The 25394-nt window shown below is 73.6% G+C and carries 20 protein-coding genes and 1 riboswitch; of the genes, 9 read left to right on the plus strand and 11 right to left on the minus strand.

Translation table 11 applies throughout. From position 1 onward, the window contains the following. Positions 1-229 precede the first annotated feature (229 nt). From ACIG87_RS21235 to ACIG87_RS21250, 4 genes are read left to right on the plus strand one after another with little or no spacing between them, the layout of a single operon-like run. The gene (locus tag ACIG87_RS21235) at positions 230-1873 is read left to right on the plus strand and encodes a hypothetical protein (protein ID WP_396852572.1); all 1644 of its coding nucleotides are present in this window, start codon (positions 230-232) and stop codon (positions 1871-1873) included. Beyond that, on the plus strand, positions 1870-3336 hold the full coding sequence (locus ACIG87_RS21240; RefSeq protein WP_396852573.1) for an NADH-ubiquinone oxidoreductase-F iron-sulfur binding region domain-containing protein: 1467 nt from the start codon (positions 1870-1872) through the stop codon (positions 3334-3336). Before ACIG87_RS21235 ends, ACIG87_RS21240 begins: the two co-directional genes overlap by 4 nt. 24 nt (positions 3337-3360) lie before the next feature. After that, positions 3361-3984 (plus strand): redoxin domain-containing protein, encoded by a 624-nt coding sequence (locus ACIG87_RS21245; RefSeq protein WP_396852574.1) that lies wholly within the window; start codon positions 3361-3363, stop codon positions 3982-3984. Beyond that, positions 3984-4838, plus strand: a complete 855-nt coding sequence (locus ACIG87_RS21250) for a cytochrome c biogenesis CcdA family protein (protein ID WP_396852576.1) — start codon at positions 3984-3986, stop codon at positions 4836-4838. Before ACIG87_RS21245 ends, ACIG87_RS21250 begins: the two co-directional genes overlap by 1 nt. Positions 4839-5003: 165 nt before the next feature. Here the strand turns inward: ACIG87_RS21250 and serS are convergent, their stop codons facing one another. The 5 genes from serS to ACIG87_RS21275 form a co-directional block, all read right to left on the minus strand. Continuing rightward, positions 5004-6290 carry a serine--tRNA ligase gene (serS, locus tag ACIG87_RS21255; protein ID WP_396852577.1) on the minus strand — a complete coding sequence of 429 codons (1287 nt, stop codon included), beginning with the start codon at positions 6288-6290 and terminating at the stop codon, positions 5004-5006. 616 nt (positions 6291-6906) lie between these two features. Then, a complete protein-coding gene (locus tag ACIG87_RS21260) occupies positions 6907-7986 on the minus strand; it encodes a MerR family transcriptional regulator (RefSeq protein ID WP_396852654.1) in 1080 nt (359 codons plus the stop codon). 87 nt (positions 7987-8073) lie between these two features. Then, positions 8074-9255: a saccharopine dehydrogenase family protein gene (locus tag ACIG87_RS21265; RefSeq protein ID WP_396852579.1), complete on the minus strand. Its 1182-nt coding sequence runs from the start codon at positions 9253-9255 to the stop codon at positions 8074-8076. Between the two features lie 31 nt (positions 9256-9286). Continuing rightward, positions 9287-10459 carry a zinc-dependent alcohol dehydrogenase gene (locus tag ACIG87_RS21270; RefSeq protein WP_396852581.1) on the minus strand — a complete coding sequence of 391 codons (1173 nt, stop codon included), beginning with the start codon at positions 10457-10459 and terminating at the stop codon, positions 9287-9289. Further along, positions 10456-10875, minus strand: a complete 420-nt coding sequence (locus ACIG87_RS21275; RefSeq protein WP_396852583.1) for a hypothetical protein — start codon at positions 10873-10875, stop codon at positions 10456-10458. The genes ACIG87_RS21270 and ACIG87_RS21275 overlap by 4 nt, the downstream gene beginning before the upstream one ends. Before the next feature lie 503 nt (positions 10876-11378). Here ACIG87_RS21275 and ACIG87_RS21280 point away from each other — a divergent pair. Further along, entirely contained in the window at positions 11379-14333 is a 2955-nt protein-coding gene (locus tag ACIG87_RS21280) for a LuxR C-terminal-related transcriptional regulator (protein WP_396852584.1), read from the plus strand. 177 nt (positions 14334-14510) lie between these two features. Here ACIG87_RS21280 and ACIG87_RS21285 read toward each other — a convergent pair whose 3' ends face one another. Together ACIG87_RS21285 and ACIG87_RS21290 are read right to left on the minus strand one after the other, a co-directional pair. After that, complete coding sequence (locus ACIG87_RS21285) at positions 14511-15059, minus strand: DsbA family protein (RefSeq protein WP_396852586.1); 549 nt, start codon at positions 15057-15059, stop codon at positions 14511-14513. Further along, a complete protein-coding gene (locus tag ACIG87_RS21290) occupies positions 15056-15553 on the minus strand; it encodes a redoxin domain-containing protein (RefSeq protein ID WP_396852587.1) in 498 nt (165 codons plus the stop codon). Before ACIG87_RS21290 ends, ACIG87_RS21285 begins: the two co-directional genes overlap by 4 nt. A 316-nt stretch (positions 15554-15869) precedes the next feature. Here ACIG87_RS21290 and ACIG87_RS21295 point away from each other — a divergent pair, with 316 nt between their 5' ends. Together ACIG87_RS21295 and ACIG87_RS21300 are read left to right on the plus strand one after the other, a co-directional pair. Continuing rightward, positions 15870-17789, plus strand: a complete 1920-nt coding sequence (locus tag ACIG87_RS21295) for a hypothetical protein (RefSeq protein WP_396852589.1) — start codon at positions 15870-15872, stop codon at positions 17787-17789. 177 nt (positions 17790-17966) lie between these two features. Then, positions 17967-20732 (plus strand): cellulose binding domain-containing protein, encoded by a 2766-nt coding sequence (locus ACIG87_RS21300; RefSeq protein WP_396852591.1) that lies wholly within the window; start codon positions 17967-17969, stop codon positions 20730-20732. Positions 20733-21010: 278 nt separating this feature from the next. Here ACIG87_RS21300 and ACIG87_RS21305 read toward each other — a convergent pair whose 3' ends face one another. Both ACIG87_RS21305 and ACIG87_RS21310 read right to left on the minus strand, forming a co-directional pair. Next, positions 21011-21409, minus strand: a complete 399-nt coding sequence (locus ACIG87_RS21305; protein ID WP_396852592.1) for a hypothetical protein — start codon at positions 21407-21409, stop codon at positions 21011-21013. Between the two features lie 140 nt (positions 21410-21549). Next, on the minus strand, positions 21550-21693 hold the full coding sequence (locus ACIG87_RS21310) for a hypothetical protein (protein ID WP_329012944.1): 144 nt from the start codon (positions 21691-21693) through the stop codon (positions 21550-21552). 334 nt (positions 21694-22027) lie between these two features. Between ACIG87_RS21310 and ACIG87_RS21315 the strand changes: the two genes are divergently transcribed. Further along, positions 22028-22390: an STAS domain-containing protein gene (locus ACIG87_RS21315; RefSeq protein ID WP_396852594.1), complete on the plus strand. Its 363-nt coding sequence runs from the start codon at positions 22028-22030 to the stop codon at positions 22388-22390. A gap of 98 nt (positions 22391-22488) precedes the next feature. Continuing rightward, a complete protein-coding gene (locus ACIG87_RS21320; RefSeq protein WP_396852595.1) occupies positions 22489-22956 on the plus strand; it encodes an SRPBCC family protein in 468 nt (155 codons plus the stop codon). A gap of 92 nt (positions 22957-23048) precedes the next feature. Here ACIG87_RS21320 and ACIG87_RS21325 read toward each other — a convergent pair whose 3' ends face one another. Both ACIG87_RS21325 and ACIG87_RS21330 read right to left on the minus strand, forming a co-directional pair. Beyond that, a complete protein-coding gene (locus ACIG87_RS21325; protein WP_396852597.1) occupies positions 23049-24107 on the minus strand; it encodes a coiled-coil domain-containing protein in 1059 nt (352 codons plus the stop codon). Between the two features lie 4 nt (positions 24108-24111). Then, positions 24112-24243: riboswitch (cyclic di-AMP (ydaO/yuaA leader) on the minus strand. Positions 24244-24475: 232 nt separating this feature from the next. Then, positions 24476-25390 carry a cation diffusion facilitator family transporter gene (locus tag ACIG87_RS21330; protein ID WP_396852599.1) on the minus strand — a complete coding sequence of 305 codons (915 nt, stop codon included), beginning with the start codon at positions 25388-25390 and terminating at the stop codon, positions 24476-24478. Positions 25391-25394 lie beyond the last annotated feature (4 nt).

Consider the following 25394-nt stretch of genomic DNA (forward strand, 5'->3'; position numbering starts at 1 on the left):
CACGCGCCCCGGACCGGGGCGGTTCGACAATCCGTCGAGAATTTTCGGCACCCGCACTGATCCGTACGCGCCGGAGGTCCGTACTGGAGGTGGGAGCAAGGTCGGCCGGTGGTGGCGCCGCCGTTAGACGATCGAGGAGCAGATGGCCCGGGCAAAGCAGAACGAGAAGGCCGCGACCGTCCGGACCTCCACCAGTAGCCGTGGTGTCCGGACCGTGTCGAAATCCGCGATGGCACTGATGGTGGCGTCCGCGCTGGGCCTGCTCTGGGCCGGCGTCGAGATGACCGGCAACGGCACGGCGATGTACGCGTACGGCTTCTTCTTCACCGAGTTCTTCGCCGGGGTGGTCGCCCTGGTGGCGCTCAGCCTCACCGTGATGATGGGCCTGCTCGCCACCGACCGGCTGGTCCTCATGATCCGACACCGGGTGCTGCTCCAGTCCGCCCACCGGGCCACCGGTGTCCTGGGCGTCGCCGGCCTGGTGTTCCACGTCATCACCAAGATCGCCATCGGCCGGGCCGGGCCCACCGACGCCGTGGTCCCGTTCATCGGCGGCAGCGGGCTCTACGTCGGACTCGGCACGGTGGCCGCGTTCCTCATGGTGAGCGTGTTCTGGACCGGCATCGTCCGGGTCCGCTTCGCCGGCGTCGGCCCCAAGTGGTTCTGGCGCAGCCTGCACTCCCTGGCGTACCTTTCCTGGCCGTTCGCCCTGTTCCACGGCCTCAACGCCGGTCGCGCCGCCAAGTCCTGGGTGGTGCTCAGCTACCTGGCCTGCGTACTGCTGGTGGTGGTGGCGCTGATGGTGCGGCTGTCGGTCTACCTCGGCAAGCGCACCCGTGAGCAGCAGCAGGCCGCCGCGCTGAACAAGGCGATGACGGCCAAGACGACCGACGAGGGCAAGGGCCGGACGCTGCTCAGCGGGCTCGGCCGCAAGAAGGAGGAGGAGACCAGGGACAGCCGGACCAGCTGGGCCGAGGCCACCCTGGCCTCGTCCTGGAACGCGCCGACCGGCAGCGCCCGGCGTCGCGACCCCGAGCGGTTCACCGTGCCGGTGGTGCCCGAGCCGGGCACCCTGCGCGAACCGGTCCGGGGCGGCCGGGGTCGTACCCAGGAGGCGGAGCCGGCCCCCCGCCGCCGCGAACGCGACCTCGAACCGGCCGCCCGCCAGCGGACCGTCGAACGCGACGAGGACGTGGCCCCGGTCTCCGGTGGCCGTCGGTCGCGGTACGAGGAGGATGTGGCCCCGGTGTCGGGCAGCCGTCGGTCCCGGTACGAGGAGGACATGGCTCCGGTCTCCGGCAGCCGCCGCCGCGACGAGGACGTGGCCCCGGTCTCCGGCAGTCGTCGGTCGCGGTACGAGGAGGACGTCGCTCCCGTCTCCGGCAGCCGTCGGTCCCGCTACGAGGAGGACGTGGCTCCCGTCTCCGGCAGCCGTCGGTCCCGCTACGAGGAGGACGTCGCCCCCGTCTCCACCGGCCGGCGGGCCCGACGTGACGACGACGACCTGGCCGCCCGCTACTCGGCACCGCCCCGGCGGCGCACCGAGGAGCCCGAGGAGCCGTGGGACAGCCCGAGCCGCTGGGAGGAGTCCCGCCGGCCCGTCTCGGCCGAGCCGATCTCCGCCGCCCCGCGCAGCGGCTCCGGCCGGCACAGCGTCACCGACGACGTGCCGGAGGAGCCGGACTACTGGCGTCCACCGGCCCGCTACGTCGCCGACGACATCCCCGTCGACGACACCCCGACCCTGGTCGACCTGGCGTCCCGTCGAGCCCGTAAGGCCACCGGCGACGGCCGGAGCCGACGCAAGGGCAAGGCCAACGCGGACGCCGTGGACGGGGCGTACTGGGCCGGGCTGCGCGGTGAGGCCAAGTGATGCGGACGAAGGTCCCGCCGGTCGCCTGCATCGGCGAACCCCGGCTCACCGCCGGCTTCGCCGAGTTCGGTCGGCTCGACCTGATGGCACACGAGATGGTGCACGGCCCGATCGGTCCGATGGAACCGGCCAACCTGCTCCGGTTGGCCGAGGCCATCCAGCTCAAGGGCAAGGGCGGGGCGGGCTTCCCGTTCTTCCGCAAGTTCAAGGCGGTGCTGGAGTCCTGCGAGCGGCAGGACCTGCCCGCCGTGGTGGTGGTCAACGCCACCGAGGGGGAGCCGGCCAGTTGGAAGGACAAGGTGCTGCTCACCCGGGCCCCGCACCTGATCCTCGACGGTGCCGCGCTGGCCGCGTACGCCCTGGACGCCGAGGAGATCGTGCTCTGCGTGGCCGACGACCTGATCGGCCGGGAATCGCTCACCGAGGCCCTCGCCGAGCGCCGGATGCCGGTGCCCACCACCATCGTGACCGTGCCGCACCGGTTCATCTCCGGCGAGGGTGGCGCGCTGGTCAACGGCATCAACGGGCTACCGCACATCCCACCGGGCACCAAGAAGCGGTCCAGCGACTCGGGCGTCCGTAACCTGCCCACCCTGCTCTCCAACGCCGAGACGTACTCCCAGGTGGCCATCGCCGCCCGACTCGGCCCGTACGAGTACGCCGCGCTCGGCACCGACGACGAGCCGGGCACCGTGCTGCTCACCGTGACCGGCCAGGCCAAGCGCGCGGCCGTGGTGGAGTGCGCCGCCGGTACCCCGCTGCGGGACATCCTGGAACTCTGCGAGGTGCCGGAGGGGCCGGGCATCCTGATGGGCGGCTACCACGGCCGCTGGATCACCTGGGAGGCGGCGCAGCGGGCCGAGGTCACCCGTAAGAGCCTGACCAGCGTCGGCGGTACCCTCGGCGCCGGCATCATCGTCCCGCTCGGCCGGGACACCTGCCCGCTCGGCGAGGCCGCACAGGTGGTCCGCTACCTGGCCGGGGAGTCCGCCGGCCAGTGCGGGCCGTGCAAGCGGGGCCTGCCCGACCTGGCCCGCGCCGTCGACCTGGCGGTCTCCGGCAGCGCGCCGGTGGAGGTCGTCCGGGCCGCCGCCGGCGACGTGAAGGGCCGTGGCGCGTGCAGCCACCCCGACGGTACGTCCCGCTTCGCGCTCTCCGCGATGGAGGTGTTCGCCGACGACCTGCGGCAACACACCACCGGCGAGGGCTGCGGCAAACGGGTCAAGGGCGTGATGGGGCTGCCGGGTGCCCCCGACGCCAACCCCAGGAAGCTCACCCTGGACTGGTCCCGCTGCGACGGGCACGGGCTCTGCGCCCACGTCGTACCCGACTTCATCCGGCTCGACGGCAACGGCTACCCCGCCTTCCCGTCCACCCCCGTGCCGACCTGGCTGAAGGAAGGCGCGATGAAGGCGGTCAAGGTCTGCCCCGAACTCGCGCTGCGGCTGGTCGAGGCCGAGTAGCAGCACCACCGAGAGGAGACCCGGATGCGGTCGTCGTACCCCAGGAACCGGCCGGGTGGTCGACCGGCCGCCCGGCTCGCCGCCACGTTGGCCGGCACCCTGCTGGCCGCCTCGGCGTGCGCCGTCGGGCCGACGCCGGGGCAACCGGCCGCCGAGGTCGCCGTCCCGATCGCCACCGGGTCGCCGTCGGCCGCCGCGCCGACCCCGACCGGCATCCCCACGACGAGCGGCGCATCCGCCCCGGTGCCCGACGCGCTGCGCTTCACCGCCAGAACCCTCGACGGTACGGCGTTCTCCGCCGCCGACCTGGCCGGCCGCCCGGTGGTGCTCTGGTTCTGGGCGCCGTGGTGCGCCACCTGCGCCAGCCAGGCGTGGACGGTGGCCGAGATCGCCCCGAAGTACCGGGACACCGTGCCGATCGTCGGGGTGGCCGGCCTCGGTGAGCAGAAGGCGATGCGCAGCTTCGTCACCGAGTTCGAGCTCGCCGGCACCCCGCAGCTCGACGACCGGGCCGGCGCGCTGTGGCGGCGCTTCGAGATCGTCGAGCAGAGCACCTTCGTGATCATCGATCGGGACGGGAAGGTCGTGCACCAGGGCTTCCTCGACGGTGAGGACCTGACCCGCCGGGTCGCCGCGCTGGCCGGCTGATGACCGGCCCGCTGCTGCTCGCGTTGACCGCCGGGATGCTCGGCGCGGTCAACCCGTGCGGTTTCGCGATGCTGCCGGCGTACCTGTCGCTGCTGGTCGCCGGGCCGGCGGACGGCCGCGGCGCGATCGGCCGGGCACTCACCGCGGCGGCCGGCCTGACCTGCGGGTACGTCGTGGTGTTCGGTGCCTTCGGGCTGGCCGTCGCACCCCTGGCCGACTGGCTGCGCCCCCGGCTGCCGTGGTCGACCGTGATGCTGGGGCTGGGCCTGTTGGCGCTCGGCTGCTGGCTGCTCGCCGGCCGCCGGCTGCCCACCCCGCGTCCGTCGGCCCGCGCCCCCCGACTGACCCGCTCGCTGCCGTCCATGGCGCTGTTCGGGATGGCGTACGCGCTGGCGTCACTGAGCTGCTCGATCGCGCCGTTCCTGGCGATCGTGGTGACCAGCCTCCAGGCCGGCTCGACCCTGCGCGGGCTGGCGCTCTTCGTCGCGTACGCGATCGGGATGGGTCTGGTGGTGGCGGTGGCGGCGCTCGGCGTGGCGCTGCTGCGCGGCCGGGTGGTGGCCGGGTTGCGCGGTGCCGGTGCCTGGGTGCCCCGGCTCAGCGGCCTGGTGCTGCTCGTCGCCGGCGGCTACGTCGCCTGGTACGGCTGGTACGAGGTCCGGCTCGCCCAGGGCCGGCACGATGCCTTCGGTGACCCGGTGGTCCTCGGCGCGGCCCGGGTCCAGCGGACCCTGGTGGCGACCCTGGACACGGCCGGTCCGCTGGTGCTCGCCGCGCTGCTGGTCGGACTGCTCGCGGTGGCGGCGCTGCGGCACCGGTTCCGGACCCGCGCGGACGACCCCGAGCAGGCGTAGCGCGGCGGCCGATGCCGGACCGAGGGCACGGCCGGCGCTTGCTCTGCGGCCAGCCCGGTGTGGTGCGGCCGGCCCGGCCCGGCCCGGCGTGGTGCGGCCGGTGCGGTGGGCGGCGGCAGCCGGTAGGTCCCGGTCGCCGCCGCCCTCCTGTCGGTAGTCGGCGGGTCAGCGCCGCGGGGTGAGCCGGTCGGTGCCGAGCCGGTCGCGGAGCACCTCGGGCACCAGCACCGAGCCGTCGGGCTGCTGGAACTGCTCCAGGATGGCCGGGAAGAGCCGGCTGGTGGCCAGCGCCGAGCCGTTGAGGGTGTGCACGAAGCGGGTCTGCTTGCCACCCGGCTCGCGGTAGCGGATGGCCGCCCGGCGGGCCTGGTAGTCACCGGCCCAGGAGACCGACGACACCTCCTTGTACTTGCCGGTGCTCGGCATCCACACCTCGATGTCGAGGGTCTTCTTCATCGACGCGCTGGCGTCACCGGCGGAGAGCAGGCTGCGCTGGTAGTGCAGGCCCAGCTTCTCGACCAGGCTCTCGGCGTGGGCGAGCATCTCCTCCAACGCCGCGTCGGCCTGCTCGGGCAGGGTGAACTGGAAGATCTCCACCTTGTTGAACTGGTGCCCCCGGACGGTGCCGCGCTCGTCGGAGTGCGAGCCGGCCGCCTCCCGCCGGTAGCAGGGGGTGTACGCGAACGCCTTCAGCGGCAGCTTCGACGTCTCCAGGATCTCGTCCTGGTACGCCCCGAGGATGGCCGTCTCCGAGGTGGGCAGCAGGAACTGCCCGCGCGGGGCGGACTCCCGGTCCAGGTGGTAGACGTCGTCGTAGAACTTGGGGAACTGGCCGGCGGCGAAGCCGGCGGTGTCGAGCAGCAGGTGCGGCGGGAGCAGGAACTCGTAACCGGCCCGCACGTGCTCGTCGATGAACCAGTTGATCAGCGCCCACTCCAGCCGGGCGCCGAGGCCGGTGTACATCCAGAAGCCGGACCCACCGAGCTTGACGCCCCGCTCATGGTCGACCAGACCGAGCGCGCGGCTCAGCTCCACGTGGTCGCGGATCTTCTCGATGACCGGTGGCGCGCCGAAGGTCTTCACCACCCGGTTGGCCTCCTTGCCGCCGGGGAGCACGTCGTCGGCGGGCAGGTTGGGCAGCTCGCTCATCGTGCCGCGCAGCCGGGACTGCACCTCGTCCAGCTGGGACTCCAGCTCGGCGAGCTGCTTGCGCTCGGCCTCCGGCGCGACGGACTCCGGCGTCGTGCCGGCCCGCATCGCCTGCGCGTACGCCCGGGCCTCGGCCTTGCGGCGCTGCCGCTCGGCGTCGATCTCCGTGATCAGGGCGCGGCGCTCCTGGTCGAGCCGCTGGATGTCGTCCAGGACCCGATTGACCTCGGCGGGATCCAGTCGCTTCGCCAGCGCGGTCGCCACCGCCTCGCGATCCTTCCGGATCAACTCCATGTCGAGCATGCTGCTCCGTACGCTCCGTCCAGGCGGTCGGGGTGGGACCTCCAGATGCTACCGGGCTGGCTGCCGCGTCCGAGCCGCCCCTTCTTGTTGCCTTCCTGGGCTGGCTGCTTGTTGCCCTCCTGTTGTTGCCTGCCTGGGCTGGCTGCCGTGCCCGGGCCGCCGCCTCCCGGTGGCGGCCCGTCCTGGCCGCTGGCTGCTGGCTGTTGGCCGCCGTCGCCGGAGGGACCCTGTCCCATCCGACGGAGGACGTCGCCATCACTGCGTGACCCACGGTGACACGGCGACATCGACCTTCTCCGTCACCCTCGGTGATCGCCATGGACGCCCCCCGACCGCGTCCCCGACGGACTCCGTCGCCGCACCGCTCCTGAACAGCACAACTCCTCTGCCGCCCCGTCACCCCCAACACCCCCCACCCGCCCCTTTGCTCTGCTGCCGTCGGCGCGACGGTCACCCGGCGTCGCGGTCGCTTCCGTGGCAGCAGAGCAAAGTGCGCGCAGGAGGGTAGGTGGGGGGAGCGGGGATATCACTGTGCGTGATCGTATGGTGGGTGTCGTTGTCCGCTGGCAGAGGTCGATGCAGACCAAACGGCTGCTCCGCTTCGACCTCCGCAGGGTCAGAGGCGGATCGGCATCAGGATCGAGAAGGTGTCCTCGTCGTCGGGGCGGCGTACGGCCAGCGGGGCGATCGGGCCGTCGAGTTCCAACACCAGTTGCGGGCCACCGGCGGCGTCCAGCGCGTCGAGCAGGAAGTCCACGTTCACCCCGACCAGCAGACCGGCCGGGTCCACGCCGGCCAGCTCGGCCGCGTCGACCAGGCGCAACCCGTTGCGGTCGTCCACCCCGAGCACGGTCACCGGCAGCGACACACCCTCGTGCTCCCGGGTCACCGTGGGGGTGTTGGCCCGCAACGCGGCGCGCAGCGTCGCCGCGTCGACCGGGACCTGCCGGGCCGGTGCGCCGGCCGGCCGGCGCAGCAGCCGGCGGTAGTCGGCGAACTCGTACGGCAGGATCGTCGAGGTGGCCTCGACACCGTCGACGACGACGCTGACCTGGCCCTCGGTGATGGTCAGGTGCGCCTCCGTGGTCGCCTCGGCGGCGGTGTCGAGCAGCGCCCTGATCTCGTCGACGGCCGCCGCCGGCAGCAGCGCCCGGACCGTCGGGCCGTCCACCCGGCCGCCGGCTCGGGCCAGCGCCATCCGGTACCGGTCGGTCGCGACCAGTCGCACGCCGTCGGGCTCCACGTCCAGCAGCACACCGGCGAGCACCGGCAGTTCGGGGTCGCTGCCGACGGCGAACCGGACGGCGTCGACGGCGGCGGCCAGGGCGGCACGGGACAGGACGATTCGGGTGGTCATCGGATACTCCTCGGGATCGATCAGGGTGCGGACCCGGGAGAGTTCGCGGCGGGCGTCGGCGAGACCGTCCTCCAACCGGCGCAGGTGCGCGTCGAGCAACCGCCCGACCTGCGCCGGATCGTCGCGCAGCCGCAGCGCGGCGGCGATCTCGGCCAGCGGCATGCCGACCCGGCGCAGGCCGGCCACCAGCCGGGCCGGCGTCACCTGCGCGTCGGTGTACCAGCGGTAGCCGTTCACCGGGTCGACCAGCGCCGGGGTCAGCACCCCGCACCGGTCGTAGAACCGCAGCGCGCTGACCGTCAGGCCGCTGGCCCGGGCCAGCTCGCCGATACTCCGCAACTCGCTCTCCACGCCCATGATGCTGTCGCCTCAACCAGGTCGAGGGTCAAGCCGTCGGGGTCGACCGCCGACGACCACCGCCACCGGTCAGCTCTCTGCCGTCAGCACCCGGAACGTCATGCCGGCCCGCACCAGCCGGTCCAGCAGCGCGTCGCCCATCGCCGTCACCGGAGTGACCTGCCCGGACGTGGCGGGAAGCTCGTCGTACGCCAGGCAGAGGGCCGACTCGGCGAGCATCTTGGCGGTCTCGTCGTAGCCGGGATCGCCGCCGGAGACCTCGGTACGGACCGTGCGCCCCCCGCCCTCGCCGACGAACCGCACCCGGAACCACGACCTCGCCCGCTGCGGTGCGCTCGGGCCCTGCCCGGAGGCGAGCCGGCCGAGCAGCCAGCGCCGGGTCGGCGGGAGTTTCACCAGCCCGACCAGTCCGGCCATCCCCACCCCGGCGAGCAACACCGTCGGCAGCCGCCGTACCGCGGCGAAGTGCCGGTAGCGGAAGTCCGGGCCGTACTCCGGGCGGGCGGCGGCGGACCGGCGGACCACCTGCGGGTCGATGGTGGGCAGCGGCACCGCCCACATGCCGATCGCCGCCGACCGGCCCACCTTGCCGGGCACCGCACGGACCCGGCGTCCGGGCGGTCGGGGCTCGACCGCCCGGCGGGCCTGCGCCACCCGCCTCGCCTCCCCGGTCCGGGAGAACGCGGTGAGCGCCGAGTGGTACGTCCCGGCGGAGAACTTCCCCCCGGCCCGGACGAACCCGTCCACGCTGATCGGCCCGTCCGACGGCAGTTGCTTGACCGTGTACCAGACCCCCAGGTCGTGCGGGATCGAGTCGAAGCCGCAGGCGTGCACCAACCGGGCGTCGGTGCGTACCGCCTCGGCGTGGTGCCGCACGTACATCAGGTCCACGAACTCCGGTTCACCGGTGATGTCGAGGTAGTCGGTGCCGGCGGCGGCACACGCGGCGACCAACGGTTCCCCGTGGCGCACGTACGGCCCGACCGTGGTGGCGAGCACCCGGGTGCCCTCCGCCACCGTGCGCAGCGACCCGGCGTCGGTGACGTCGGCGGTGAGCAGTGGCAGCTCGGCCAGGGCTGGATCGATGCCGACCAGCCGGTCCCGGACCGCCGCAAGCTTCGCGGGGTTGCGCCCGGCCAGCGCCCAGCGCAACCCCGCCGGGGCGTGCCGGGCCAGGTACTCGGCGGTCAGCCCGCCGGTGAAGCCGGTCGCACCGAACAGGACGATGTCGTACGGGCGCTCGCGGGGCATCCGCCGAGTGTGCCACCTGCCCGGACGATCCTCACCCGTGTGGTGTGAAGACCGCCCGGACGCAGCCGTCGGCCCGGTCCCGGAACAGCGCGTACCCGGTCGGCCCCTGGTCCAGGCCGAGCCGGTGCGTCGCCAGGTGCTCGGTACGCAGCTCGTCGCGGGCCATCCGGTCCAGCAGCGCCGGAATCCACCGCTGGCCGTGCTGCCGGGCGCTGCGCAGGGTGAGCCCCTTGTTCATCACCGCGCCCAGCGGAAACGAGTCCACGAAGCCGGTGAAGGTGCCCGAGACGAAGACCGTGCCACCCTTGCGGCAGGAGTGCACCGCCTCCCGGACCGCCAGCGGGTCCTCGGCCGGGCCACCCCGGCCGGTGAACCGGTCGGCGAGCGAGACCGGCTGGCCACCACCGTCGGCCACCCCGACCGCCTCCACGCAGACGTCGGGGCCCCGCCCGCCGCTGCGTTCCCGCAACTCGGCCGGGACGTCGGTGTGCTCGTAGTGCAGCGTCTCGGCACCGGTGTGCCGCTCGGCCATCCGCAGCCGCTCCGGATACCGGTCGATCACGATCACCCGGTCCGCGCCGAGCACCGTCGCCGCCTGCGCGGTGAGCTGCCCCACCGCTCCCGCGCCCCAGACCGCGACCACGTCACCGGGGCGGACCGCACCCAGCTCGGCGCCCATCCACCCGGCCGGGGCGGCGTCCGAGGCGAAGACCGCCCGGTCGTCGCTGACCGGGTCGGGCACGGTGAACGCCCCGACGTCGGCGTACGGCACCCGGACGTACTCGGCGTGGCTGCCGGCGAATCCGCCCGTCGTCCCGGGATGGCCGAAGCAGCCGCCGGTGGGCTGCCCCCAGGCCGCCTCGGTGACCGCCCCCGTGGTCGCGCCGTTGTCGCAGCAGGAGTAAAGCCCCTGCCGGCAGTACCAGCAGTTTCCGCAGGCCACGGTGGCGCAGACCACCACCCGGTCACCGACGCGGTGTCGGCGTACCGCCGGGCCGACCTCGGCCACCTCGCCGAGGAACTCGTGCCCGAGCACGTCCCCGGCGGCGAGGCCCGGCAGTCGCCCGGCGAGCAACGGCAGGTCGGCCCCGCAGGTGGCGCTGCGCCGGACCCGCACGATCATGTCGTGGGCGTTGCGCAGCTCCGGGTCGGGCACCTGGCGTACCGCGAGCCGGTCGACGCCCTCCCAGCACAGCGCCCTCATCCGGGCACCACCGGACGGTCGACAGCGGACCGCTCGACGGCCGGCCGGTCGGCGCGCAGCACCTCACCGGTCTCGGCGAGCTGCCGGACCGTGCGCAACACCTGCCGCAGGTAGCCGTCGGGGTCGTCCCCGACCAGGTGGGCGGCCATCCCGGGCAGGGTGGCCACTCCGCCGAGCGGCCGGACCGCCAGCTCGGTGCCCCGCCCGCCGGGGGCCGGCCGCAGGTACAGCTCCACCGCACCGGCGAGGGGCCGCAGCGGCTCCGGCCACCGCCCGTCGGGCAGCAGCTCCGCCGCCGGCACCCCGACCGTCACCACCTGCCAGCGACCCGACCGTGGGCCGGTGCCGACCGCCTGCCGCCGGTGCCACCACCGGGGTACGCCCACCGCGCGACCGCTCAGCGGGCGACCGTTCATCGCGCGTCCGCTCACCGTGCGGCCTGCCATCGTGCGTCCGCCCACCGTGCGGCCTGCCATCGTGCGTCCGCCCATCGTGCGTCCGCCCATCGCGCGGCCTGCCATCGTGCGTCCGCCCATCGTGCGGGCCGTCGCCGCGCCGACCGCCGTGCCGAGCGCCGTGGCAGCGAGGGCGAACCCGCCTCGGGTCAGCCGTCCCATCCGTCCCACCCGCCTCTCCCGCCGGGACCGGTGTGGGCGTCCGGTCACGTCCGGCAATCCACGTCCGGTCACGCCCGGCCCATCCGCGTGGTCCGGTCACGCCCGGCCCATCCACGTCCGGTCACGCCCGGCCCATCCGCGTCCGGTCACGTCCGGCAATCACGTCCGGTCGTCCCGCGTCCGGTCACGCCCATGGTCGGTGCGGTCCGGGTGAACCGGGCTCGTCCGGAAGGGGTGAACCGGGCCGCGCCGGGTAACCGCCGCCGACCGGGGGAGGAACGCGCTGACTGGGGGTGGGGCGGATGCCGCAGCAGCGCAGCAGCACCGGGATCACCGCGGCGTCCACCGGCCCGCCGCTGTTGGCGTCCCGGCTCACCCCGCCTGCCCCGCCGGAGCCGATGCTGCTGCGGCCCCGGCTGCTGGGCCGCCTCGACGACGGGGTCGCCGGCCCGCTCACCCTGGTCCGCGCGCCTGCCGGCTGGGGCAAGACGACGCTGCTCACCGCCTGGGCGCGGGCGGCGGACCAGGACCCACCGGCCTGGGTGCAGGTCGAGGCGGGCGACGGCGGAGAGCGGCTGTGGGCGTACCTCACGGCGGCCCTGCGGGGCGCGGTCCGGGCCGGGCCGACGGGGTCGCTGACCGGGCTGCCGACCGGTGCGCCGGTCGCGGGGACGCCGGGTACGTCGGACCCTTCGCTGCCGGTGGCCTGGGCGTCGGACGCCCCGTCCGCGCCGCGCCCCGACCAACTGGAGCCGCTCGCCGCCGCGCTGGCCGCCCGGGAGCAGCCCGTCCGGCTGGTCCTCGACGACCTGCACCGGGCCACCGATCCGGCCGTGCTCACCGGCCTGGAGTTCCTGCTGCGGCACGCCGACGGGCGGCTGCGCCTCGTCGTCGCTGCCCGGACCGACCTGCCGCCGGCCCTGCACCGGTTGCGGCTGGCCGGTGAGCTGACCGAGATCGGCCCCGACGACCTGGCCTTCACCACCGACGAGGTGGCCGACCTGCTGGTGGCGCACGGGGTGCCGCTGCCGGCGGCGGCCGTCGCCCGGCTGCGGGAACGCACCGGCGGTTGGCCGGCGGGTCTGCGGTTCGCCGCGTTGGCCGCCCGGGGGCAGCCCGACCCGCCACGGTGGGCGGAGCGGTTCGGCGGTGACCATCCGGACGTCGCGGCGTACCTGCGGGCCGAGGTGCTCGCGCAGTTGCCGCCGACGGCCCGGGAACTGCTGCGGCGCTGTGCCGTCGGCGGGGCGGTCCGCGCCGACCTGGCCGACGCGTTGACCGGTCGCACCGACGCCGGTCAGCTGCTGGTCGGGCTGGCCCGCGACGGTGGATTCCTGTACCGCGACGACAGCGATCCGCCCTGGTACCGGCCGCACCCCCTGCTTGCCGACCTGCTCCGCGAGGAGTTCGCCGGCCTCGACGAGCAGGAGCGTGCGGAGCTGCACCGGCGGGCCGCCGACTGGTACGCCGACCATGACCGGCCGGCCGACGCGCTGCGCCATGCGCTCACCGCCGGGCAGTGGGACCGGGCCACCGAACTGCTGCTGACCCACTGGCCGGAGCTGGTGCCGTACGAACGGGAGGCGCTGGACGCACCGCCGCCCCCGCCGCCCCCCGTCGAGGCGGTGCGGCGGGATCCGGAGCTGGCGTTGGCGGCCGGCACCGAGCGGGCGTACGCGGGGGACGTCGAAGCGGCGACCGCCCGGCTGCGGGACGCGGTGGCGGCGGCCCGCTCGCTGCCGGCCCCGCGTCGGGACCGGTTCCGCCGGCTGGCCGTGGCCTTGGAACTCACCCTGGCCCGCCTCTCCGGCGACCACCCTGAGGTACGCCGGGCGGCGGCCCGGCTGCTCGCCGCCGGCACACCCGCCGGGGCCGGCCTCGGCGGGGCGGCAGCGCCCACGGACGACGACCCCCGGACCGGCGAGGACGCGGACGTGCGGGCGGTGGCCGGCACCGCGCTCGGCCTGGTCGACCTGGCCGAGGGAAAGCTGGGGGAGGCCGGGGCGCGGTTCACCGAGGCGCCGATGGCGGCCCGGCGGGCCGGTCGGCCCCGGACCGAGCTGGTCGGTGTGACCCGGGTAGCCCTGCTGCGCGCTCTCGCCGGCGAGCTGTCGCCAGCCGAGGAGGCCGCCCGTGCGGCCCTGGCCATGCCCCCCTGCCAGGGCTGGTCGAGTCGGGTCGACTGCGGGTACGCGCATCTGGCGCTGGCCCTGGTGGCGTTGCACCGGGACCAATCCGCAGAGGCGACCGCCGAACTGGCGGCGGCCGGCACGATCACCGGCCCGGTGGGTGGCGTGGTGACCGGTCTGGCCGGTGGTGCGGTCGATGGCGTGGTGACCGGTCCGGTGGGTGGTGCGGTGGGTGGCGTGGCGGCCCGACCGGTGGGTGGCGTGGTGACCGGTCCGGTGGGTGGCGTGGCGGCCCGACCGGCGGGTGGAGTGGTGACCGGGGCGGCCACGGCCGGGGCGGTGGCGGCGCTGTGCCGGGCGGCGTTGCTGCGCGACGCCGCCGAGCCGGCTGCAGCCATCGAGGTGGTGCTGCGGGCCCGGGAGGAGCTGACCGGGGGCGGGGAACTGGCCGACCGGCTGCTCGCCCTGGAGGCTGATCTGCGCGGTGAGCAGGATGACCTGGACACCGCCCGGCGGCTGCTCGCCGAGCGGGCCCGGGAGCCGGACCCGGTGCCCGTGCTGGCGTTGGCGCTGGCCCGGGTGGAGCTGCGGGCCGGTGACGTCCGGGCCGCCGGTCACGCGCTGCCCGACTGGGACGCCCCGAGCGCCGCCGACTGGCCGCTGTCGGTACGGCTCACCGCCGGTGTGCTGGACGCGGTGCTGGCTCGGCGGGCCGGTGACGAGCGCCGGGCCGGCCGGCTGCTGGAGCGGGTGCTGGACCTGGCCGGCCGGCACGGCTACCGGCGGATCTTCACCCGAGCCGAGCCGGCGGTCCGGGACCTGCTCGCCGCCCACCTGGACTCGGGCACGGCGCACTGGCCGGCGGTCAGCGACCTTCTGCGCGACGCCGAGCAGCCGGTCGGGCGGGGGCCGGGCGGCCCGGAGCGGATGCTGGACGAGCCGCTCACCGAGCGGGAGCTGACCATCCTGCGCTACCTCCAGAGCATCCTGTCCAACGTGGAGATCGCCGGCGAGCTGTCCCTGTCGGTCAACACCGTCAAGACACACGTGCGCAACATCTACCGCAAGCTCGACGCCACCCGCCGCCGCGAAGCCATCCGCCGCGCCCGCGACCTCCACCTCCTCTAACCCCCTCCCCCCCGCCCGCGACCTCCACCTCCTCTAACCCCCCCCGCCCCCCGCCCCGCCCCGCCAAACTGTCCGGTGATCAAGAGGTTTACGTCAGCTTCGATCTTCGGACTGACGTAAACCTCTTGATCAACATTGAGAACGTGGGTGGGTGGGGGCTGGGTGGGGTGGGGGGGGTCAGGGGTTGGCGGCGGCGTCTACTGCGGCGAGGAGGTCCGGGAGGTCGTAGCCGGCCTCGTGGCGGTGGTCGTCGACGAACAGGGTGGGGGTGCCGTTCACCCCGCTGCGGATGCCGCCGGTGAAGTCGTGCCGCACCCGGTCGCCGTACGCGTGTCGGTCGATCTCCGCGCTGATCTCGCCCGGCGGCAGACCCACCTGCTCCACGCCGAGCGACAGGTGCACCGGGTCCAGCTGGTCCTGGTGTTCGTAGAGCCAGTCGTGCATCTCCCAGAACCGGCCCCGGCGACCGGCCGCCTCGGCCGCCTCGGCCGCGTGCTCGGCGTACGGGTGGAGGTTGGTGATCGGGAAGTGCCGGTAGACCAGCCGGACCGTGTCCCGGCGCTGCCGCAGCAGCTCCGCCAGGTTCAAGTACGCCGCCCCGCAGAACGGGCACTGGAAGTCGCCGTACTGCACGATGGTGACCGGTGCGTCCACCGCCCCGCGGACATGGTCGACCTCGGTCACCGGCACCCGTAGCCGGGCGGTGACCTGCAACGGGGTGCTCATCCCACCATCACCTGCCGCTCGGTGCCGAGTTGGTCCAACGCGTCGAGGATGCCGTCGGCGCCCGGGTTCACCTCGGCGGGGGACAGGTAGCTCCAGGCCACCGTCCCGGCCGGGTCGACCACCACCAGGGCCCGACCGGCCTGCCCCTGCGGGGTGTACGCCCCGTAGCCGCGGGCCACTTCGCCCTTGGGCTCGAAGTCGGCCAGCAGCGGGAACCGGATGCCCTTGGCCGCCGCGAAGGCCCGGTGCGACCAGAGACTGTCCACGGAGATGCCCAGCACCACCGCGTCGTACCGCTCGAACTCCGGCATCGCGGCCTGGTACAGCGCCATCTGGTCACCGCAGATCGGGGACCAGTCGGCGGGGTAGAAGGCGAGCACCACCGGCCGGCCACGGAACTGCCCGGGGCCCGTCGGTCGCCCGTCGGGGGTGGCCGGCAGGGCGAACTCGGGGGCCGGCGTCCCGGGTCGGATCAACCCGTCGGATCCAGTCATGTCTCCCACCTTCCCGCCGGGTCGGGTGAGGGCGACTCACCCGGCCCGGGTGGTCCTCGGGTCGCCACCCGCCGGATCGGACTCGGACCGCGGAGCCGATTCGCACGCCGGATCGGATTCGGACCGCGGAGCGGATTCGCACGTCGGATCGGATTCGGACCGTGGGAACGGACTCGGGCCGTCGGAGCGGATTCGCCCGTGGGATCGGATTCGGACCGTGGGATCGGACTCCGTGTCGAGATTCGGGCGGGACTCGGTGTCGACAACCGGGTCGGACTCGGGCAGTCTGACGGACGGCAAAGGACGGGGTGGAGAGATGGACGTCGATCGGATGCGGATCTTTGGTCGCCGGCTGGCGGGCGTGTCGTGGCGGCTGGCCCGGCACGAGTGGACCCTCGCGGCGCTCGCCGCGCTGCTGCTGGCCGTGGCGCTGACCTGGCCGACCCTGCGCGATCCGGCCAGCACCATCCCGCAGGACACCGGTGACCCGACCCTCCAGGCATGGCAGGTGGCCTGGGGCGGGCACGCCCTGCTCACCAACCCGTTGCAGCTGTGGCACTCCAACACGTTCTACCCCGAGCCGTACACCTACGCCTACTCCGACACCCTGCTCGGGTACGCCCCGTTCGGGATGATCGGGGACGGTCCGGTGGCCGCCGTGGTGCGCTACAACCTGCTCTACGTGCTGACCCACGCGCTCGCGCTGTTCGGGGCGTACGCGCTGGCCCGGCAGGTGGGGGCCGGTCGGGCCGGTGCGGCGGTGGCGGGGGTGTCCTTCGCGTACGCCCCGTGGAAGCTCGCCCAGGCCGGTCACCTGCACGTGCTCAGTATCGGCGGGATCGCCCTCGCACTGGCCATGCTGGCCCGGGGGCACGGCTGGTCGCTACGGCACGGCCACCGGCCCGACCGGGTCCGGCCCGGCTGGGCGGTCGCCGGCTGGGCGGTCGCCGCCTGGCAGGTCACCCTGGGTTTCGGCATCGGTCTGCCCTTCGCGTACGTGCTGGGACTGCTCTGCCTCGGCGTCGCGGTGACGTACGGCACGGTGTGGTGGCGGCGTCGGGCCCGGCCGGCGGTGCCGCGCGGCCTGCTCGTGGCGGACCTGGCCGGGGGGATCGGGTTCGCCGCGGTGACCCTGGCGATGGCCGCGCCCTACTTCGAGGTGGTGGCCCGCAACCCGTCCGGCCGGCGGACGGTGGCCCAGATCGAGATGTTCTCCCCGCCGTGGCGGGGATTCGTCACCGCCCCGCCGGAGTCCTGGCTGTGGGGCGAGCGGCACGAGGCCGCCCGCGCCACGCTCGGCTTCCCCGGTGAGATGACCCTGCTGCCCGGGGTGGTGCTGCTGTCGCTGGCGATGGCCGGGATCTTCTTCTCCGCGTGGCGGCTGCGTCACCGGCTGATGCTGGTCGGCGCGGCGCTGGTCAGCCTGGCGCTCGCGGCGGGCACCACGTTCGGTGGCGACGGCGACCCGGGCTACGTGACGCTTGTCGAGCACGCCCCGGGCTGGGACGGGGTGCGTACTCCGGGCCGGTTGGTGCTGTGGACGACCCTGCTGCTCGGCCTGCTCGCCGCCGGGGCGTTGACGGTGCGCGAGCCGGCGTCCCGGGCCGCGCGCGACCCGCTGCCGGAACCGGCACCGGGGTCGGGGCCGACCGGGGAACAGCCGGCGGAGCCGGAAGCGGAGCAGGCCGTGCCGGTGGAGGCGGAACCGGCAGCGCGGCCGGTGCTGCGGTCGGCGGCGTGGTCCGGGTCGGCGGCAGAGCAGGTGGCCACCCGGGAGCCGGCCCCGGACCAGGGCGGCCGGCGGTGGCGGCTGGCCCGGTTGGCGTTGCTGGTGCCGCTGGTGCTGGTCCTGGTGGAGGGGGTCAACCGCACCCCGCACGTGCCGGTGCCGGAGGAGCCGGCGGTGCTGCGCGGGCTGACCGGCCCGGCGTTGGTGCTGCCCAGCGACGGCATCCGGGAACTGCACGTGATGCTCTGGTCCACCGACGGATTCCCGAAGGTGGTCAACGGGCTCGCCTCGTTCACCCCGCAGTCCCAGGAGCGGATCAGGGCGGCGAGCATGACCTTCCCGGATGCCACCTCGGTGGCGTACCTGCGGGAGGTCGGGGTGCGCACGGTGGTGCTGCTGCCCGGTTGGGCGCCGGGCACCCCGTGGGCGGACGTGGCGGCCCGACCGGTGGACGGGCTGGGTATCAGTCGGGAGATCGTCGGCGAGGACGTCATCTACCGGCTCTGATGGCCGAGTTAGTTGGGAGCGCTTCCTAATTCGGCGGCGTAGCGGTTACTGTTGACTTCTTCTTCGGCAGCGGGAGCCAAGCGTGCCGGCGGGGAGCCAGGGCAGCTCTTCGCACCTGTCGACGTCCCTCGTGGGGCCGTCGCACCCACCACCCTGGCATCCCGAGAGGAACCGCAGATGCGGAGAAGTCTCGTCGGCGCGGTCACCACCGTGCTGGCAGCCGCCACGGCCGTCGTGGCCGTCCAGTTCGCCGTCACACCGTCCACCCCGGCCGCCGCGGCGGCGGCCGACCCGTACAGCTGGAAGAACGTCCGGATCGACGGCGGTGGCTTCGTCCCCGGCATCGTGTTCAACCCGACCGAGAAGAACCTGATCTACGCGCGCACCGACATCGGCGGCGCGTACCGGTGGGAGCAGGCCAGCCAGTCCTGGACGCCGCTGCTCGACTGGGTCGGCGCGGACAAGTGGGGCTACAACGGCGTGGTCAGCCTGGCCACCGACCCGGTGCAGACCAACCGGGTGTACGCGGCCGTCGGCATGTACACCAACGACTGGGATCCGAACAACGGCGCCATCCTGCGCTCGGCCGACAAGGGCGCCACCTGGCAGGCCACCGTGCTGCCGTTCAAGAACGGCGGCAACATGCCCGGCCGGGGCATGGGGGAGCGGCTGGCCGTCGACCCCAACAAGAACAGCGTCCTGTACTACGGCGCCGAGGGCGGCAACGGGCTGTGGCGCAGCACCGACTACGGGGCCACCTGGGCCAAGGTGGCGAACTTCCCGAACGTCGGCAACTACCAGGCCGACCCCAACGACAGCACCGGGTACCAGAGCCAGAACCAGGGCCTGACCTGGGTCAGCTTCGACAAGAGCACCGGCACGGCCGGCAACGCCACCCAGACCATCTACGTCGGGGTGGCGGACAAGGCCAACCCGGTCTATCGGAGCACCAACGGCGGCACGACCTGGGAGCGGATCGCCGGTCAGCCCACCGGCTACCTGGCCCACAAGGGGGTGGTCGACCCGGTCGGCGGCTTCCTCTACATCGCCACCAGCGACACCGGCGGCCCGTACGACGGGGCCAAGGGCGACGTGTGGAAGTTCAACCGGGCCACCGGCGCGTGGACGCAGATCAGCCCGGTCCCGTCGTCCAGCACCGACGCCTACTTCGGCTACTCCGGCCTGACCATCGACCGGCAGCACCCGAACACGCTGATGGTCGCCACCCAGGCCTCCTGGTGGCCGGACACGACCTTCTTCCGCAGCACCGACGGCGGCGCGACCTGGACCCGGATCTGGGAGTTCGCCAGCTACCCGGAACGCACCAAGAAGTACAAGATGGACATCAGTTCGGTGCCGTGGCTGACCTTCGGCACCAACCCGACCCCGCCGGAGGAGACCCCGAAGCTGGGCTGGATGAACGAGTCGGTGGAGATCGACCCGTTCGACTCCAACCGCTTCCTGTACGGCACCGGCGCGACCATCTACGGCAGCACCGACCTCACCAAGTGGGACACCGGCAGCCAGTTCACCATCACGCCGATGGTCAAGGGCCTGGAGGAGACCGCCGCCCTCGACCTGATCAGCCCGCCCACCGGGGCGCCCCTGATCAGCGGGCTCGGTGACATCGGCGGCTTCCGGCACACCGACCTGAACGCGGTGCCGACGACGATGTTCACCCAGCCGCTCTTCACCAGCACCACCAGCCTGGACTACGCCGAGGCCAACCCGGCGACGATGGTGCGGGCCGGCAACTTCACCGACGCGGACCGCCCCAACGACAGCCACGTCGCGTTCTCCACCGACGGCGGGGCGAACTGGTTCCAGGGCACCGAGCCGTCCGGCATCAACAACGGCGGCACGGTCGCCGCGGCGGCCGACGGCAGCCAGTTCGTCTGGGCGCCGGGCGACGCCGGGAAGCAGGTCGTCCGGTCGGTCGGCTTCGGCAACTCGTGGACCGCCGCCACCGGCATCCCGGCCAACGCGACCGTCGAGTCCGACCGGGTCAACAAGAACAAGTTCTACGGCTTCAGCGCCGGCAAGTTCTATGTCAGCACCAACGGCGGGGTCAGCTTCACCGCCTCCGCCGCCACCGGCCTGCCGACCACCGGCAACGTGCGGTTCAAGGCGTTGACCAACAAGGAGGGCGACATCTGGCTGGCCGGTGAGGGTGGGCTGTGGCACTCCACCGACTCCGGGGCCACCTTCACCAAGCTGACCGGCGTGACGGCGGCGGTGAGCGTCGGCTTCGGCAAGGCCGCCCCGGGGCAGACGTACCCGGCGCTGTTCACCGTCGCCACCATCGACGGCAAGGCCGGCGTCTACCGCTCCGACAACGCCGGTGCGGGCTGGGTGCGGATCAACGACGACCAGCACCAGTACGGCAACGCGGGCGACGCGCTGACCGGCGACCCGAGGGTCTACGGCCGGGTCTACCTGGGCACCAACGGCCGGGGCATCCTGGTCGCCGACCGGCTCGGCGGCACCCCCAGCCCGACGCCCACCACCCCCAACCCGACCACGCCTCCGCCGACCACGCCTCCGCCGACCACGCCTCCGCCGACCACCCCACCGCCCACCACCCCACCGCCCACCACCCCACCGCCCACCACGCCGCCGCCCACCACGCCTCCGCCGGCCGGCGGCTGCGCGGCGACGTACCAGGTGACCGGGTCGTGGCCGGGCGGCTTCCAGGGTGAGGTGACGGTGCGCAACGCCGGCACCACGCCGATCGCCGGCTGGACGCTCGGCTGGACGTTCGCGAACGGCCAGACGATCAACTCGCTCTGGGGCGGCAGCTACACCCAGACCGGGGCGACCGTCTCGGTACGGGACGCCGGCTGGAACGGTGCGCTCGGCGCCGGTGCCACCACCAGCGTCGGTTTCACCGCCAACGTCACCGGCAGCAACTCCGTCCCGGCGGTCACCTGCACCAGCCGCTGACGACGTACCCAATCCGCCGGCTCCCCCGACCCGCCGGGGGAGCCGGCGGCGTGTCCGGGCCGGTGCTCGTCTCTTCGGGCTCAGCCGGCTCGACATGATCAACTCGCTTGGGGCGATGTTGCGGTGTCGGGCGCGGGCGGATACCGCAACATCGCCCCAACGGAGTGGATCATTGGTCCCGCCGCGCGTCGGCGGTGGGGCGGTACGCGCGCGGAGACGTCGCAGGCCCCGGTCGACGCCGGAGGGCGCGGCCGGGGCCTGTCGTGGGACGGGTCGGGTCAGTCGTCCAGGCTGACCGGGGAGTTCGGCCGGTCCACGTCGACGAACTCGATGTCGTCGACGGCCCGGTCGCCCCGGCTGCCGGCGGCCCGCGCGGCGGTGCCGGCGGCCCAGCCGATCGCCGCACCGACCAGCGCCGCGCTGATCAGCAGGGTCCAGGGCAGGGCCGGACGACGGCCGGCGAGCGCGTCGAAGGCGAGAGTCGCCCGTCGGCGTGCCACGTCGGCGGTCGAGCCGACCACGTCGCCGGCGTCGGCCAACCCGGAGTTCCGGACCGACTTCGCGGCGTCCCGGACGCTGTCACCGGCGGAGTCGACCGCCGAGAGCAGGTGGTGCCAGGCCTGGTCGGCGATCCGCTCGGGCTTGCTGCGGCGCTCCAGAAGGTTGCTGCCGAACATCGTGATTACCTCCTCGGGTGCCGAAGTCTGCGGCCACTTCGGACTTCGACGTCTCTGCGGCGCGTGACGGTCCTCTGACCGACCGGTGCCCGGCCGGTCATCGAGCAGTGCCCCGCCCGCCCGGGTCGCAAACCCCGGCTCTAGCGGACCATGACCACGGACGTCGCACGGGCGAAATCGTCACCGTCGTCGTCATCGTCGTCGTCCCCGCCGCCGAAGCCGCAGGCGAGCACGAGAGCGAGTAGCGCGCCGACCCCGGCCAGGCCGAGCAGTCTCCTGATCATCGATCCGTCTCCTCCGTCGTGGTGACCCATCTCTCGCCCACGTTAGGCACCTGGCACAACCTGCACCGGTAGGCCCGGTGAGGGCTCGCCCGAAGCGCCGGATTCGGGTGGGGGTGGACCCGGAGGGCTACTCTGGGACGGTTGGAACGGCCGAGTCGAGCCGCTCGTCGGAGAGAACAGGACCAGCAACGGTGTGGGGAAGGACGGTCCGGTCCGTCCGTATCCGCGAATTGCTCATCCCGAGGGGTGGCGACCGAGGCCATCGGAGGAATACTCTCGGTCGCGGCCCGCGTACTGATGAGGCGCCCGGGGACGGGCGAGTGGAGGTGCTCGCGTGAGCCTGTCGATCGTGAAGTCGGTCCTGCCGACCGGTGTCATCGAGATCGCCCCGCGGGGTGAGATCGACGTCGACACCGCCTACGAGGTACGTGAGGCAATCGCCGAGGTGCTGGCCAAGGGCCGGCCCGCTCGGATCGAACTCAATATGCGACTTGTCACCTTCATCGACTCCGTCGGGATCAGCGCGATGGTCGCCGGCTTCCAGACCGCCGAGGTCAGTGGCGTCAAGCTGATCGTCACCGAGCCGAGCCGGTTCGTGCACCGGCAGCTCTGGGTCACCGGCCTGCTGGGTCTCTTCGGCGCCCCGGAGCCGTACTTCGCCGGTACCGCCACCCCCGAGGTGCTGCCGGGCGCCTGACCGCACCCCAGTCGGCACGGATGCCGTCCGGCCTGGGACGTTGCCAGTCCGTCTCCGGTACGGCACGATCGTGCGACCGACGACGGTCAGGAGGCCCGGTGGTCCGGCGGGAGAGCTTCAGCTACACGGTGCAGGCGCGCTGCTCACGGGCGGACGCGGTGGCGCTGCTGAGCGATCTGTCCCGGCAGCAGGAGTTGCATCCCCTGATCGTCCGGGTGCGGCGGTTGCCGGCCCGGCCGGGTGCCCTGGCGAGCTACGCGATCACCGACCGGCTGGAGTTGGGGCCGCTGCGGTTCCCGGTCACCTACCAGGCCGATGTCCTGCTGGTCGGCGACGACGAGATCGTGACGGTGGCCCGGCAGCAGCCCGGCACCACCGTACGCAACCACACCCGGCTCCGGGTGGAGGGTGACCTGCTGCGGATCGATGTGGAGATCACCCTCGCCGCGCCGGCGCCGTTGTTCGGCTACGCCTTCCGGCAGGCCCGCGCCGCGCACCTGGGGCTGGCCAGCCGGCTCGGTGCGGCGCTGGACGGCCGGGCCGGCGACGCTCCGTCGGCCGGCTGACCCGGCCGGCGAGGATCGGCCCGTCGTCGGAGCCGGCCGTGCGGTAGGGCCTTCCCGGTGGCCCACCCGCCGGGCGGGCCACCGGGAACTGCTCAGATCATCGACAGGTGCACGTGGTTCGTGTGGTCGCTGGACGGGTCGCCGTTGCCTCCGCTGTACGCCTTCCACCCGCTGCTCGGCAGCCAGATCCGCTTGAACCAGATCACGTAGAGCACGCCGAGCCGGTCGGCGTTGCGGATGAAGTACGCGGCCAGGTTGTTGCCGTACGTCCGGTCGCCGCCACTGGCCACCCCGCCGAAGCCGCCCTTCTGGGCGGCGAAGTCACACGCCCGGCCCTTGGGGTGCTCGCCGGAGCCACTGGGCCGGTGGCAGGAGACGTACCGGGTGAATCCGGCCGCCTTGGCCTGGTTGAGGGCGTTGAGGGTGCGGGGGGTGATGCAGCCGTTGGCCGGGGTGGGGTCGTTGACGCTGCACGACTCGGACGGCCAGGAGCCGTCGGAGTTGCGCGGCGCGCCCTTGGCGTTGCTGCTGGACGTGCCCTCGGAGCTGCCGGATTCGCGGGAGGTGGTGGCCGGCTTGTCGGCGGCGGCCACCTCCAAGGCGCGTTCGGCCTGATCCTTGCGCTTGCCCATGGTGGCGACCTGCTTGCGCTGCTCGGTGATCTCGCGGCTCACGGCGGCCCGGGTCCGGGTGGCCTGGTCGCGGGTCTCGATCATCGTGCGCAGTTCCTGGTCCTCCCGGGCCGCGACCGTCTCCAGCGCGGACGCGCGGTCCATGAAGCCACCCGGGCTGTCGCTGTTGAGCAGGGCGGACATCGGCCCGAGGCGGCCGGTGCGGTAGGCCGCGCCGGCGATCTGACCGACCTTGGCGGTCTGCACGACCAACTGCGCCTCGATGGTCTTGAGCTGGCCGTCCAGCTCCTGCTGGCGCTTGGTGGAGCGTTCCAGGGCGGCCTTCGCCTCGAGCCAGCCCTTGCTGGCCGCGTCGAGCTGGGCCCGCAACGCCGGGGTGCCGCCCTCGTCGTCGTCGCCGGGGGCGGCGAGCCGGGTGGTGGGCGCGGCGACTGCCGGTGCGAACGGCGTGGACGACACGCCCAGGGCGAGCGTCACGACGACCGCGGCCAGTAGCCGCGCGGTGGTGCGTACGTGCATGCGAATGTCCTTCCGTCAGCCGCCGACCGGGTTAGCTGACGGGTTCGGGACGGAAGATCCCTACCGCTGACGCGGATGCACCCCAGGAACATGGTTCCCCGGTTCGCCCTGGTGGGCGATTAGGCGGCGGCCACCGCCGGCGCCGGTGGGCGCCGCCTGGCGGAGGCCGGGGCCGAGCCTACCGGTACGGGTGTGACACCTGGCTACCTCGTGACTGAGGGTACGAGAGTGAATACTATTAAAGGGGGCAAATCAGATAAAAACCGGCGCGATTGATCCGGTGCAGCCCGTCGGGCGGCACCCCGACCGGTCCCGATGCCGCTCCGTCCGCCGGGTGGTGGATCGAGGTGAACGAACCGGCTCCAGGGTCACCAGTGGGACGGGCCGCAGGCGCCGGGGGCTGTGCCGGGCTCGATCTGGAGGGTGGCGTGCTCGATGTGGAAGTCCTCCCGCAGGGCGTCCCGGGCGGCGGCCAGCACGGTGCCGGCCTCGGCGTCGGGGGCCATGGTGAGGTGTGCCGAGGCGACGTCCATGCCGGAGGTGAGTGTCCAGACGTGCAGGTCGTGCACCTCGGCAACGCCGGGCACGGCGGTCAGCCGGTCGTGGACGGCGGTCACCTGAAGGTGTTCCGGGGCGGCCTGCACCAGGATGCGTACCGCCGCCCGCCCGAGTCGCCAGGTGCGGGGCAGGATGAACACACCGATCGCCACGGCGACCACCGGGTCGGCCCACCACCAGCCGGTGCCGGCGATCAGCAGCGCCGCCGCGATCACGCCGAGTGAGCCGAGCAGGTCGCCGACCACCTCCAGGTACGCCCCGCGCAGGTTGAGGCTCTCCTTGGCGCCCTCGCGCAGCAGGACGAACGCGATGATGTTGGCGAGCAGGCCGAGCACCGCCACCACCAGCATCGGGCCGGCCAGCACCTCGGGTGGCTCGCCGAATCGGCGGACCGCCTCGATCAGCACGTAGACCGCGACGCCGCTGAGCAGGACGGCGTTGGCCAGCGCGGCGAGCACCTCCAGTCGGTAGAGGCCGAAGGTGCGCTGCGGGTCTCGTGCGGCCCGCCGGGTGGCGGTGATCGCGGCCAGGGCCATCCCGATGCCGAGCACGTCGGTGAACATGTGCCCGGCGTCGGAGAGCAGGGCCAGTGAGCCGGTGCCGAAGGCGGCCACCGCCTCGACCACCATGAACGCGGCGAGCAGCCCGAACGCCGCCCAGAGCCGGCCGCGGTGCCGGTGCGCGGCGTTGCTGATCGCCGCGCTGTGGTCATGACCTGCACCCACGTCC

The sequence above is a fragment of the Micromonospora sp. NPDC051925 genome, assembly GCF_044548625.1.
Taxonomy (GTDB): Bacteria; Actinomycetota; Actinomycetes; order Mycobacteriales; family Micromonosporaceae; genus Micromonospora.